This window comes from Calothrix sp. PCC 7507 (genome assembly GCF_000316575.1).
Classification (GTDB): Bacteria; Cyanobacteriota; Cyanobacteriia; order Cyanobacteriales; family Nostocaceae; genus Fortiea.
In genome coordinates this window covers 4880302-4892966 of record NC_019682.1, presented here as the reverse complement: position 1 = coordinate 4892966, position 12665 = coordinate 4880302, and the positions used below count along the sequence as shown (strand labels likewise).

The window sequence follows — 12665 nt, the reverse complement described above, 5'->3', positions numbered from 1 at the left end:
TTAAAGTTAAGTTTCAATCAATAAAATAGCAAATTATTCTTAGCATACTGATAAACACTTTAAGCCCTGGCGAATAGAATTCGCCGATTTCACGTTCAGTTGACACCAATGACGGTTGTTTTCCCTCCCCTCATTTGCGAGGCATCGCTTTTTCCCGTAGGGTGTATTTAAGTATATATCTGCCAGTTTAGCCATCTTTTTGGACTTCTCCGCTTGAAATCTCATGATGAGTAACCAAAATCAAACTCGGAAAATTCTACTTTTATCCGCAAATCCCAGAGGTAGCAGTCAGCTGCGTCTGGGTGAGGAGATGCGCGAAATTAAGGAGGGGTTGAAAAGGTCAAAGCATCGTGACCAATATTTCATAGGCACAGCAGAGGCAGTACGCTACAGGGATATACACAGAGCTATTCTGGAATACGAACCACACATCATTCACTTTTCTGGACATGGAACTGGAGAAAAAGGTTTAGTATTTGAAGATGAATCGGGTCAAGTCAAGTTAGTTGATGCAGTAGCTTTAGCTGGGTTATTTCAATTATTTGCTGACCAAATAGAGTGTGTAGTTCTCAATGCTTGTTTCTCTGAATACCAAGCTCTGGGAATATCTCAACATATTAATTATGTTGTTGGCATGAGTCAAGAAATTGGTGATAAAGCAGCGATTGAATTTGCTGTGGGTTTTTATGATGCACTTGGCGCAGATAAAGGTTATGAGTTTGCTTATAAGTTAGGTTGTAGCCTGATTCGTGTCGCTGGGATAGCAGAAAACCTTACACCTCAATTAATGACGAAAATAGATACAAAATCATTAAATGCTTCAGCAGAGGCGACGACAATATATATAGAAAGACCGCCAATTGAGGCGAAATGTTGTGAGGCGATTTTGCAACCTGGGGCACTAATTCGCCTTAGATCACCGCAGAAGATGGGAAAAACATTGCTGTTGGAGAAAGTAATCAACCATGCTAGAGAGCAGGGTTATCGAACGGCAAAACTAGATTTAAAACTTGCTGATATTAATATTCTTACTGACCTCAAAACATTTTTACAATGGATATGTGTTAATATTTCAGACAGCCTCGAACTAGAACCGCAATTAGATCAATATTGGCAAGAGGTTTTTGGACTGAATAAAAACTGTACTCGATATTTTCAAAAATATTTATTAGCGGTTACTGAAACTCCCTTAGTTTTAGCTATAGATAACTTTGAGCGACTGTTTGCATATCCAGAGATTTTCCCCCAATTCTGTTTATTACTGCGGGGATGGTATGAAGCAGCTAAACAAGGAGACAAAATTGGTAATATTTGGAAGAAACTGCGATTAGTGGTAGTTCATTCCACAGAAGCGTATCCTTCCTTAGACATCAATCACTCACCATTTAATGTGGGATTGGCAATTGAGTTACCTGAATTTAACCTGCAACAAGTAGAGTTGCTTGCCAAGCAGTATGAATTAGCAGATAAATTGGGACAACAAGATTTAAGCGAGTTGATGGGGTTAGTAGGAGGACATCCTGATTTAATTCAGCAAGCAGTTGCTTATCTCAAAAATCCCCAAGCTACTATAGAAGAACTTTTGCAGCTTGCGCCAACAGAACAGGGAATTTTTAGCGACCATTTGCGACAACAGTTATGGCATTTACAACATAATTCTCAGCTTGAGTTAGGGTATAAAAAAGTAGTAATAGCAAATGCACCTGTCAGGCTAGATACTGAAATTGCATTCAAGTTACATAGTTTAGGATTGGTCAAACTTTCAGGTAATGATTGCATTCCCAGTTATGAATTATATCGTCAGTATTTCACAGTGCGTTTAGAATAATCGTAGAATATTCGTAGGTTGGGTTGAGGAACGAAACCCAACATTTTGCCGGGTTTGTTGGGTTTCGCAAAGCCTCAACCCAACCTACAGAGTTTAAGGTTTTTGAAGTTATGCTTGACCAGTATCAATTCTCTGGAAGTCTACCGGAAAATGCTAGCACCTACGTCACCCGCAAAGCTGACGGTGATTTGTATGCAGGACTAAAAGCGGGAAAGTTTTGTTATGTATTAAACTCTCGACAAAGCGGAAAGTCTAGCTTGCGTGTGCGAACCATGCAAAGACTCAGAGGAGAAGGTGTACAATGTGCAGCAATTGACCTTTCGGCTGGCGGGATTCAAAATGTCCCACCAGAGCAATGGTATGCAGATTTAATTGATAATTTAATTGAAAGTTTTGATTTAGATGTAGATTTTGGTGATTGGTGGGAAGCTAATAAATTAAATTCGCTGGTAACTAGATTTCGGAAGTTTTTAGAAGAGATATTACTTGCAGAAGTTCAAGAAAATATCGTTATTTTTATTGATGAAATTGATAGTGTACTCAGCCTGAAATTTCCCACAGATGATTTTTTTGCCTTGATTCGTGCCTGTTATAATAAGCGGGTTGATAATCCTGAATTATTACGCCTCACCTTTTGTTTGTTGGGAGTTGCATCACCCAGCAATTTGATTGAGGATAAACAACGGACTCCCTTTAATATTGGTCAAGCTATCTCGTTGACTGGTTTTCAATTGCATGAAGTTGAGCCGTTAGCAAAAGGGATAAAAGGGAAATTTCCTTACCCTGAAGTGGTAATGAAGGAAATTTTATCTTGGACAGGAGGACAACCATTTCTGACGCAAAAACTGTGTCAGTTTATGATTGAAGAATCTTTTGCAGACAATCCTCGGACTGTTAAGCAGGTAGTGAAATCTCGGATTATTGAAAATTGGGAATCTCAAGATGAGCCTGAGCATTTACGCACAATTCAAGCGAGAATTTTGCGCGATGAACAACGGGCTGGATATTTATTAGAACTGTATCAGCAAATTAGATTGAGGGATGAGCAATCTGAGATTACAGCCGATGATACTTTAGAGCAAAGTGAGTTACAGCTTTCAGGATTGGTTGTTAGGCAGCAAAACAATTTAAGAGTTTATAATCCCATATATCAAGAAGTTTTTAATCAAAATTGGATAGATAATCAATTAAAAAATCTGCGCCCATATTCAGAGAATTTCCGCTTTTGGGTAGCTTCACAAGGAAACGATGCATCACGATTATTGCGGGGGAAGGCTTTAGAAGAGGCTGAAGCATGGGCAAAGCCTAAGAGTTTAAGTTATCAAGATAGGCAGTTTTTAGCAGCGAGTAAAGAGCAAGAAATTCAAGAAGAGATTGCTGCTAAAGAAAAAGAAGCTGTTTTGAAGAGAGAAAGAAAAGATAGAGAAGCAACCGAGTCAAGAAATGAATTACTAAGTCAAGCTAATAAGAAAGCTCAACGAAGAATTAGTGTTGGAATTGTGATTTTGGTTGTAGCAGTTCTGGGAGCAGCCACTTTGGGGATATTGTCCAGAAAGCAAGTTGAAGTAGCAAATAAACAGGTTGATAAAGCTCAAAAAAATTTAACACAAGCCCAGCAGAAGACTAAAGATGTACAAGAAAGTGAACGAAAGGCTAAAGACAGTTATGCACAAGCAATATCACAAGAAAGGAAAGCTAAAGAAAATGAAAAATTAGCACAACAAAAAGCAATAGAAGCAGATAAAACTGCTAAAGAAGAAAAGCAACAAGCAGAAAATTCTAAAAAAAGTGCATCAAAGTTTAAGCAAGATGCTGCAATAGCAAGACAGTATTTAAATACAGCTAATAGTCAGCTTAGTCTAGCCCAGAAAAAAGAATCAGCAATTTTGGCAAAACTTAAAGATAAAGAAGCTGAACTGAATCAAACAAATACAAAAAATGAAGAAACTAAAATAGAGGTTGCAAATGTTCGTCAACTTGTCCAACTAGCTGGAGAATTACGCAATAAAAGTTCATCAGATTCAGACGAAGCTTTAAGATTAGCTGCATTATCATTTAATATTGACAATCATCAATTAAAACAAGCACTATTATTTGCTGCTAAGTCACAAGCATATCAACAATTAGAAAAATGGGGTGATGCTAAAAAGGAAATTCGAGAAAGTCAGAAAAATTTATCCACAACGGATAAGAATGAATTAAATTCTAGTTATGGTTTACAAATTCAAGTATTTTTCCTGAAAACTCAAGGTAGTGTACTAGAGCAAAAGCAAGAAGATCAGGAAGCTATAAAAGCTTATACAACAGCATTTAAGATTTTAAAAACCCATACAAATGAAACTGATCCTACTAAAAATAATCCGTTGCTTACAGCCGAAGATATTGAAGCTGTTCATCGAAGCTTACTTAAGCTACTGTCAACTAACACCCCAGCAGCAGAATTGAGAGAACGGGTAGAAAAATCTCTTACCCAACATTTATATGCTCAACTTGAATATTCTTTGAAAGCTAAAAATTGGCAAGCAGCTGATAGACAAACACACGGACTCATGGTCAATATTGCTAAAGATTATGGGAATTTAGATTATAACAACATTAATAATTTTTCTTGTTCGGACTTAAAAACAATAGACCAGCTTTGGGTGAATAATTCAGACAAACGTTTCGGCTTTAGTGTGCAAAAGGAAATATGGATTAGCACGGGAAATAGGCTGGGTATAAAACTAGATGAGTGGAATGACAAAGATACAGAAAATTATCTTCGGTTTGCCAAGGCAGTGGATTGGTATTCATTCAGCAGCTACTCAGAAATCAATGAGCGTATAAAAAAGGGATTGAGAGGGGTGTTCCCCTATATGGGAAAATTCGGGGTTGAAGGGTGGGGATTGTTGAACTTCTTTTCTCGCGTTGCGACTTGTAAAGTGTAATATTTAAGGCTTTCAGAATTTTTTAAATATTTGTTTCAGCCTCCTTTCCCACGTAACCATCAGTATTTCATAAATCCGATATCTGGCACTGGGGGCTGATAGCAGTTTGCGTGAATTAATAAATTTTTCTGCTACCTCATGCACCTCTGTAGATTCTGTGAAGTATTTAAACAAATATATTTACAGTCATTGCGAGCGGAGCGAAGCAATCCCAGCCCTTGCGATTGCTTCCTTCCGCTCCGCTCCATTCGCAATGACGTTGTGTAGTTAATTATGCCGCATCGGGTGACAAAGCGATCGCATCCACTAACAAAGCCATTGTATCGGGTGACAATGCGATCGCATCCACTAACAAAGCTATTGTATCGAGCGATAATGCGATCGCATCCACTAACAAAGCTATTGTGTCGGGTGATAATGCGATCGCATCTACTAACAATGTTATTGTCAGTGGATGCGATCGCTAACAGTGGCTCGTGATTTAGTTTTTTCTCTGTCCGAGATTCCGAAAAACCGGATAATTGAATATAAGTAAATCAAAGCAAAGCCGATGAAAATAAAAGCAATTATTCATCCAGCAGAAGAAGGTGGCTATTGGGCTGAAGTTCCAGCGCTTCCCGGTTGTATTACAGAAGGTGAGACAATGGAGGAGGTATTAATTAATTTAAAAGATGCAATAGAAGGCTGGTTAGAAGCTGCAAATAGTAGTCACAAACTGGAATCAAATGCTCAAGTTGTCGAGATTGCAGTATGAAATCAATCTCTGGTAAAAACCTATGTAAAATTGTCGAATAGCGCGGTTGGGTTTTACAGAGAATTACAGGTAGTCATCATATTTACCAAAATTCTGATTCTACTAAAATACTTTCTATTCCAGTTCATCGAAATCAAGACTTGAAAATCGGGACTTTAAGAGCATTAATGAAAATCGCCGATCTAACAGAAGAGGATTTGACGTAAATTAATTATGGTGGATTAGAGAAGTGCGATCGCTTCTACGAGAGGCTACGCCAACATAAATTACAGATTATTGTAGGGTAACAATGCGTAGACGCGGAGCGGTGAAGCAGTGCGTTGACATCGCATCCACTGACAATGCCATTGTATCGGGTGACAATGCGATCGCATCTACTAACAAAGCCATTGTACCGACTGATAATGCGATCGCATCCACTGATAATGCTATTGTATCGGGTGACAATGCGTAGACGCGGAGCGGCTTGTCGTAGACATCGCATATAGCGGTTCTCGCTTGGATGCAATACACTATAGGGCACAGCAATGCTGTGCCCCTACGAATGCTTTGTATTCTATGCAATTGAGAACCGTTATAGGCTGACAAAGCGATCGCATCGACCATAATATAGACAGTATCAGCAATACAGTGAAAGTATAGCTATGTCGTATAGTGAATTTACAATTAATGATCTACGAGATAAGTTCAACATCGTCATCAAAGAAGTTGAAACAGTAGTGTCACCATTTGAAACAATACAACCAAGCGAACTTCTCAAAGAAACTCTCAAAGAAAATATTCCGTTGGCGCTGGGTATCGATACAGAAAAAGCACGTTCAGAGTTAATAGTTATACCTGTTTTAGTTGAAATCAGAAAATTGAATAATCGTCAGATTAGTTTATTCTCCGGTACAGATTTAACTGTTGATAAAGAAAAAGGTTTAAATGGAGTTTGTGATTTTATCCTCAGCCATTCTCCAGAACAGATGTTTTTAAATGCACCTATATTTACATTAGTGGAAGCGAAGAATGACAATATTAAATCAGGTATTCCTCAATGTATTGCGGAAATGATCGCATCTCAATTATTTAACCAGAAGCGCAATAATTCAATTCCTTGTATTTATGGTGCAGTGACAACAGGTAGTATCTGGAAATTTTTGAAACTCCAAGATAATCAAGTTTCGGTAGAAATGCTTGAACACTTCATTGAAAATATTGAATCAATCTTGGGTATTCTGATGCAAATAGTTCGCACTACTGCACCACAAATATGATACCGAGTTGCATTCAAAAGCAGTAGGAGAGATGAAGAAATTGATGAGGGTAAAGGGATGCGAGGATAATGACTACTGATATCATTGATTATGCGTAGACGCGGAGCGGCTTGTCGTAGACATCGCCTAAAGTTTCCACTTCTTGTTTACGCTTGGTTAACTGTCTTTGACTCGCAAGATAGATTTTGTGATATCGTTTGCCTATACTTAGTTTGATTTATATTCATGTACAAATCATTACTTACTTTTGCCAGTATGTTAATCCTCGGCACTATGTCTACTGCTACTGTGACAATAGCAAATACACCGCCTAGTCTGCCAGAGATGTATTTAGCTCAAAGGGTTAACTGCAATAATGCTCAAACTCAATCAGAAATCAATCAATGCGCTCAGTTGTCTTATCAGAATGCTGATAAAAAGTTGAACCAATTTTATCAAAAACTACTGCCAAAGTTGCCAAAACCTAGACAACAAAAATTAATTACTGCACAACAGGCTTGGATTAATTTTCGGGATACTAATTGCGAGTTTGAAAGAAGTGGATATGAAGGAGGATCTATTGCTCCGGCGATTTATTTTAGTTGCTTAGAAACTATGACAAACCAGCGCACAAAACAATTAAAGGAATACATCCAACCCGTCCGTTAACATTACAGGATTGACTCCTGGCGTAGATAAAAATATGTAAATAAATGTAAACCAAAACTAAAAGAAACTTGACCAAAATCAGGCAAATTCAATCCGGTGCGGCACCCACTGCGGTAGTCTAGATGAGAGTGAATTTATCGCCTGGTTTGACATTATCGTTTTATGACTTCAGTTGTTTCCAGTCCCCCACGCACGATTCGCATTGGTTCTCGCAAAAGCCAACTTGCTCTAGTTCAGACCTACTGGGTGCAAGAGCAACTCCAGAAAAGCTTTCCTGATATCACTTTTGAAGTCCACACCATGTCTACTCAAGGCGACAAAATCCTGGATGTAGCGTTAGCTAAGATTGGTGATAAAGGACTATTTACCAAAGAATTAGAATTGGGAATGATTAATCAGGAGATTGACTTTGCGGTTCATTCCCTGAAGGATCTACCGACTAACTTACCAGAAGGTTTAACACTAGCGGCAATTACAGAACGGGAAAACCCTGCTGATGCGCTAGTGCTGCATGAAAAGCACAAAGGTCTACAAATTGATACCCTGCCAGAGGGTGCGGTTATTGGGACATCTTCGCTGCGACGGCTAGCACAGCTACGTAACAAATTCCCCCATTTTAACTTTAAAGATGTGCGGGGAAACTTGATTACACGCATGGCGAAACTGGATGCAGGCGAGTATGATGCCTTAATTTTGGCAGTAGCAGGGTTAGAGAGATTGGGAATGAGCGATCGCATTCATCAAATTTTACCCAAAGAAATCTCCCTCCACGCCGTCGGTCAAGGCGCATTGGGTATCGAATGTCGTGCAGATGATACTGAACTGATATCCTTACTCAAAGCCATTGAACATCCACCCACACGCGATCGCTGTTTAGCTGAAAGGGCTTTTCTACGCGATCTCGAAGGCGGCTGTCAAGTACCTATTGGTGTAAATACAGAAATCAATGGCGATGATTTAACACTAACAGGTATAGTTGCCAGCGTAGATGGCCAAAAACTGGTCAAAGATACCGTCACAGGAACCGCCAAAAACGCCGAACAAGTAGGTACAGAACTAGCAAATATCTTACGCCAACAGGGAGCGCAGGAAATTTTGGCAGAAATCTTTACCGAAATCCAACGGGGTGCTTAAAATCAGTGAACAGTTATCAGTGAACAGTGAACAGTTATACTACCAACGCATCTCCACAATTGTTGTAAGCTGTTACGCATTTAGTATATGGGGCGCGGTCATCTTGCCCGCGCTACAATAATTTGATGTGATTAGATAAGCAATCAGTGAGCAGTAATCAGCGCATAGTGAAAAACTGATAACTGATAACTGATAAATGTTTTGGTAGCCAGATGTGATTAGATAAGTAATCAGTGAGCAGTAATCAGCGCATAGTGAAAAACTGATAACTGATAACTGATAACTGATAACTGATAACTGTATTCGCGGATCGGGGAAACAAAAATTACCATGCGGATTCTATTTGTGGCAGCAGAGGCAGCTCCCGTTGCAAAAGTTGGTGGGATGGGTGACGTTGTAGGCGCATTGCCCAAAATCTTGAGAAAAATGGGGCATGATGTGCGAATATTCTTGCCTTATTATGGCTTCCTGCCAGACAAAATGGAAATTCCCAAAGAACCCATCTGGAATGGATACGCCATGTTCCAGGACTTTGCTGTCTACGAAAGTGTTTTACCTGGTACAGATGTTCCCTTGTACTTGTTTGGACATCCTGCCTTTCTACCCAGGCGCATTTATTCTGGAGACGATGAAGATTGGCGGTTCACTTTGTTTTCCAATGGTGCAGCAGAATTTTGCTGGAATTACTGGAAACCAGAAATTGTTCACTGTCACGATTGGCACACAGGAATGCTGCCCGTGTGGATGAACCAAGACCCTGATATCACCAGTGTGTTTACCATTCATAACCTAGCTTATCAAGGGCCGTGGCGTTGGTATTTGGAGAAAATTACCTGGTGTCCTTGGTATATGCAAGGACACAACACTATGGCGGCAGCGGTGCAATATGCAGATAAGGTAAATACAGTTTCCCCAACCTATGCCGAGCAAATCAAAACACCTACTTATGGTGAAACACTAGAAGGTTTACTGTCTTTTATTAGCGGTAAGCTATCTGGGATTATCAACGGCATCGATACCGAAGTTTATAATCCAGAAAATGACAAATACATCACGCAAAACTTCACTATCGACACTCTAGATAAGCGGAAGGCGAACAAAATTGCCCTGCAAGAAGAAGTGGGGTTAGAAGTAAACAGCAATGCCTTTTTAGTTGGCATGGTGACGCGGTTAGTCGAACAGAAGGGATTGGACTTAGTCATCCAAATTCTGGATCGCTTCTTGGCTTATACTGATGCTCAGTTCGTGTTGTTGGGAACAGGCGATCGCTACTACGAAACCCAAATGTGGCAGTTAGCATCCCGTTATCCTGGACGCATGGCAACTTACCTGCTATATAATGATGCCCTATCCCGCCGAATCTACGCTGGGACTGATGCTTTCTTAATGCCTAGCCGTTTTGAACCCTGCGGTATCAGCCAAATGATGTCTTTGCGTTATGGTTCTGTACCTATAGTGCGTCGTACAGGTGGATTAGTTGACACTGTATCACACTTCGACCCCGTCAACGCAGCCGGTACAGGCTATTGCTTTGATCGCTATGAACCACTGGATTTATTCACTTGTATGATCCGCGCTTGGGAGGGCTTCCGTTTCAAACCCCAATGGCAGGAATTACAAAAACGTGGTATGAGCCAGGATTTCAGTTGGTATCAATCTGCAAAGCAATACGTGAAACTATACAGATCCATTTACGGTTTACCAGAGGAAGAAGAACCAGCATCACCACCGGAGTTGCTGTTAAATGAACCAGTAACTAAGTAGCTAGTCTCTCACTACTCGCAACCTAGGCTGTTGACTTTGTACGAAATTAGCTAAAAATGATCATGCAATTTTTGTGTTTAACGTAGGGGCATCGGCACTGCCGTGCCCTGATGAGAACGTTAACTACGACTATTATTTTGGATGATGCATTTTGGGCTGAAAACCCTCAGATTCAACACCCTACTCCGCTAGCGGGGTAGGTATTTTTATCCCACATTCCCCACATGGCAAGTAATTCGTACAATTGAATGTCATTCTGAAGCTATTAAGTCGTACCAATTTGCAAAAATCTTGATACATATAGCGCTTCCCATTCAAATGAAGTACAAAAATATATCACGCTGTGTAGGGGCATGGCACTGCCATGCCCTTACCGATGTATCTCACGCTTGTTGAGAAATGCTATAAAATAGTCTGTAATTTCTGTATCCAATCTTCAACTCCTTTATGGCAGAATTACCAATCAGCTAGGTCAATCTCCCATACTTTATCTACAGAGTTTTCTATGTGTTTGATAAATGCTTCATCCTCAGACACTCTCTGGGAAAAGGTAGAATAATCTAGCTGATATTTTTTCTCATACTTGGTATCTCTTTGACGAAGTTCACTTATCTTTGCGGCGATTTTGTCGAGAGTATATTGTTTCAAAGCCAAATCCATTGCTTCTTGTAAATCTCCTAAAGCAGCTAAAACTTCTATATATTCATCTTTGATTGATACTGTTGCCATAATATTTGTCTTGAAGTCTCTAAATTTATTCAGGCTTAATTACCAATTAATTATTGTTTCTGCTAGTTATCAATACCTATTATATCTTTTTCTGCAAATGAAAATATCTGAGTAGGATCTGCTTCTATACCGTGAGAAACCAAGACAAAAGGTGCTGCAAATAGTGTCTGTGCTACTTCCTCTGGTGAACCACTCACATCTAACAAAGAACGTCCCATCCAATGCTGAAAACTCTGCAGTAGGCGTTGGCTGTGAAGAATGATGGCTTGTTGGTGCCAAGGAAATGCGATCGCATTATTCATAGGTTAGCGAAAATACAACACTAAGAATTTAGTATCCCAAATCTAATTGTGCAAGTTAATGCCTAGCACCGAGAAATTATCAGGACTTACGCAACCGGCACATGATATTTGTAGGGTGTGTGACGCTGCGACAAAACTCTGTAGGTAGACTCAAGACTTATAGCGTCACGCACCATTCTTTGACTGTGACACATGCGTAAGTCCTAATCATGTTTTTTGCCAACTCCCTAGAAAATCAACTCCAGCACTGGAATCACACCATCTGTAGCCAGCCACAAAACCCCAATGCTTACATTCGTCGGGGTATGATCTATTTTCAGCTTGCCAAAATTGATGAGTCAATTCAAGATTTTGATACAGCCGAAAAGCTAGATCCTCGTGTTAAACCCTACCTATGGCAACGCGGGCTATCCTATTATTATGCAGCAAGGTTTTCTGAGGGCGTGCAACAGTTTGAAATAGATTTAACAGTGAACGCTCAAGATGTAGAAGAAACAGTGTGGCGATATCTCTGCATGGCGCGTTTGGCAGGTGTAGCAGAGGCGCGTAATTCTCTATTAACTGTGAAAAATGACCCCCGGCAAATTATGCAGTTTGTTTATGATTTATATGCAGGAAATTGCACCCCAGATGATGTTTTAATTGCTGGTCAATCAGATGGGGAAAAAGGTAAGTTCTATAGTCATCTTTATCTAGGTTTATATTACGAAGCCGAGAATAATTTTGATTTGGCTCAGGAATATATAGTGAAAGCTGCTGACCAATACAAAATTGATGACTATATGTGGTATTTATCACGGGTACATAAAAACCTGCGGGAATGGTCTTGATTTACGGTTGAGATGAATTTGATTTAAGATCCAGGGCGTATTCTCGAAATCGCTCTAAATTAGCCTGGAGGGTAGATTCCACGACCTTTCCCAAAAACAAATTGTCCATGATTTTACCGATAATACCAGGGATGGCATAGGATACAGTCATTTTGACAATAGTGCTACCGTGGCGATCGTAGAAGCGAATTGCTCCCTGATTGGGCAAACCATCAATCGATTCCCATTGGATGATTTGATTGGTAATAAGTTTCAAAATACGGGATTTCCAGGTAAATTCTAGATTGCCAGTACTCAGCTTCCAAATTGATATCTCCGGATTATCTGGCGAGATTTTCACCGAATCAATCCACTTCATCCAACGGGGCATTTGCTCTAAATCAGACCAGAGGCTCCAAACTAATTCTATAGGAGCTTCTACCTCTACCTGCACGGTATGCTCTAACCAGTCTGCCATGCTCTTTTTTTACCTCTGTGTCCTTTGCAATTC

The 12665-nt window shown here is 39.9% G+C and carries 13 protein-coding genes and 1 pseudogene; 9 read left to right on the top strand and 5 right to left on the bottom strand.

All coding sequences use genetic code 11. The features are described from left to right. The first annotated feature begins 223 nt into the window (after positions 1-223). Both CAL7507_RS20865 and CAL7507_RS30990 read left to right on the top strand, forming a co-directional pair. The gene (locus tag CAL7507_RS20865) at positions 224-1828 is read left to right on the top strand and encodes an AAA-like domain-containing protein (RefSeq protein WP_015130481.1); all 1605 of its coding nucleotides are present in this window, start codon (positions 224-226) and stop codon (positions 1826-1828) included. Positions 1829-1938: 110 nt separating this feature from the next. Next, a complete protein-coding gene (locus tag CAL7507_RS30990) occupies positions 1939-4755 on the top strand; it encodes an AAA-like domain-containing protein (protein ID WP_015130480.1) in 2817 nt (938 codons plus the stop codon). A gap of 271 nt (positions 4756-5026) precedes the next feature. Here the strand turns inward: CAL7507_RS30990 and CAL7507_RS32430 are convergent, their stop codons facing one another. Continuing rightward, positions 5027-5194 carry a hypothetical protein gene (locus CAL7507_RS32430; protein ID WP_160166345.1) on the bottom strand — a complete coding sequence of 56 codons (168 nt, stop codon included), beginning with the start codon at positions 5192-5194 and terminating at the stop codon, positions 5027-5029. 111 nt (positions 5195-5305) lie between these two features. Here CAL7507_RS32430 and CAL7507_RS20855 point away from each other — a divergent pair, with 111 nt between their 5' ends. Further along, entirely contained in the window at positions 5306-5509 is a 204-nt protein-coding gene (locus CAL7507_RS20855) for a type II toxin-antitoxin system HicB family antitoxin (RefSeq protein ID WP_015130479.1), read from the top strand. A gap of 56 nt (positions 5510-5565) precedes the next feature. Next, a pseudogene (locus CAL7507_RS33175) lies at positions 5566-5715 on the top strand (type II toxin-antitoxin system HicA family toxin); the annotation flags it as partial. Positions 5716-5782: 67 nt separating this feature from the next. On the opposite strand, the gene CAL7507_RS31850 reads toward CAL7507_RS33175, so the two are convergent. Beyond that, a complete protein-coding gene (locus CAL7507_RS31850) occupies positions 5783-6115 on the bottom strand; it encodes a hypothetical protein (protein WP_015130478.1) in 333 nt (110 codons plus the stop codon). Positions 6116-6153: 38 nt separating this feature from the next. Here CAL7507_RS31850 and CAL7507_RS20850 point away from each other — a divergent pair, with 38 nt between their 5' ends. From CAL7507_RS20850 to glgA, 4 genes are all read left to right on the top strand, one after another. After that, positions 6154-6768, top strand: a complete 615-nt coding sequence (locus CAL7507_RS20850) for a hypothetical protein (protein WP_015130477.1) — start codon at positions 6154-6156, stop codon at positions 6766-6768. A 225-nt stretch (positions 6769-6993) separates the two neighbouring features. After that, positions 6994-7416, top strand: a complete 423-nt coding sequence (locus CAL7507_RS20845) for a lysozyme inhibitor LprI family protein (protein ID WP_015130476.1) — start codon at positions 6994-6996, stop codon at positions 7414-7416. A gap of 162 nt (positions 7417-7578) precedes the next feature. Then, positions 7579-8550 carry a hydroxymethylbilane synthase gene (gene hemC, locus CAL7507_RS20840; RefSeq protein WP_015130475.1) on the top strand — a complete coding sequence of 324 codons (972 nt, stop codon included), beginning with the start codon at positions 7579-7581 and terminating at the stop codon, positions 8548-8550. Positions 8551-8880: 330 nt separating this feature from the next. Continuing rightward, positions 8881-10314, top strand: coding sequence for a glycogen synthase GlgA (glgA, locus tag CAL7507_RS20835; RefSeq protein ID WP_015130474.1), 1434 nt, complete (start codon positions 8881-8883; stop codon positions 10312-10314). 456 nt (positions 10315-10770) lie between these two features. Here the strand turns inward: glgA and CAL7507_RS20830 are convergent, their stop codons facing one another. Both CAL7507_RS20830 and CAL7507_RS20825 read right to left on the bottom strand, forming a co-directional pair. Next, the gene (locus CAL7507_RS20830) at positions 10771-11043 is read right to left on the bottom strand and encodes a hypothetical protein (RefSeq protein WP_015130473.1); all 273 of its coding nucleotides are present in this window, start codon (positions 11041-11043) and stop codon (positions 10771-10773) included. Between the two features lie 62 nt (positions 11044-11105). Then, positions 11106-11345: an MEKHLA domain-containing protein gene (locus CAL7507_RS20825; protein ID WP_015130472.1), complete on the bottom strand. Its 240-nt coding sequence runs from the start codon at positions 11343-11345 to the stop codon at positions 11106-11108. 209 nt (positions 11346-11554) lie between these two features. Here CAL7507_RS20825 and CAL7507_RS20820 point away from each other — a divergent pair, with 209 nt between their 5' ends. Further along, a complete protein-coding gene (locus CAL7507_RS20820; RefSeq protein WP_015130471.1) occupies positions 11555-12175 on the top strand; it encodes a hypothetical protein in 621 nt (206 codons plus the stop codon). Between the two features lies 1 nt (position 12176). On the opposite strand, the gene CAL7507_RS20815 is transcribed toward CAL7507_RS20820, so the two are convergent. Continuing rightward, entirely contained in the window at positions 12177-12632 is a 456-nt protein-coding gene (locus tag CAL7507_RS20815) for an SRPBCC family protein (protein WP_015130470.1), read from the bottom strand. Positions 12633-12665: the final 33 nt, after the last annotated feature.

Bases quoted from the DNA above. Each gene is read 5' to 3' on its own strand.
- CAL7507_RS20865 (WP_015130481.1), top strand. From the start codon at position 224: ATGATGAGTAACCAAAATCAAACTCGGAAAATTCTACTTTTATCCGCA.
- CAL7507_RS30990 (WP_015130480.1), top strand. From the start codon at position 1,939: ATGCTTGACCAGTATCAATTCTCTGGAAGTCTACCGGAAAATGCTAGC.
- CAL7507_RS20855 (WP_015130479.1), top strand. From the start codon at position 5,306: ATGAAAATAAAAGCAATTATTCATCCAGCAGAAGAAGGTGGCTATTGG.
- CAL7507_RS31850 (WP_015130478.1), bottom strand. From the start codon at position 6,115: ATGGTCGATGCGATCGCTTTGTCAGCCTATAACGGTTCTCAATTGCAT.
- CAL7507_RS20850 (WP_015130477.1), top strand. From the start codon at position 6,154: ATGTCGTATAGTGAATTTACAATTAATGATCTACGAGATAAGTTCAAC.
- CAL7507_RS20845 (WP_015130476.1), top strand. From the start codon at position 6,994: ATGTACAAATCATTACTTACTTTTGCCAGTATGTTAATCCTCGGCACT.
- hemC (WP_015130475.1), top strand. From the start codon at position 7,579: ATGACTTCAGTTGTTTCCAGTCCCCCACGCACGATTCGCATTGGTTCT.
- glgA (WP_015130474.1), top strand. From the start codon at position 8,881: ATGCGGATTCTATTTGTGGCAGCAGAGGCAGCTCCCGTTGCAAAAGTT.
- CAL7507_RS20830 (WP_015130473.1), bottom strand. From the start codon at position 11,043: ATGGCAACAGTATCAATCAAAGATGAATATATAGAAGTTTTAGCTGCT.
- CAL7507_RS20825 (WP_015130472.1), bottom strand. From the start codon at position 11,345: ATGAATAATGCGATCGCATTTCCTTGGCACCAACAAGCCATCATTCTT.
- CAL7507_RS20820 (WP_015130471.1), top strand. From the start codon at position 11,555: ATGTTTTTTGCCAACTCCCTAGAAAATCAACTCCAGCACTGGAATCAC.
- CAL7507_RS20815 (WP_015130470.1), bottom strand. From the start codon at position 12,632: ATGGCAGACTGGTTAGAGCATACCGTGCAGGTAGAGGTAGAAGCTCCT.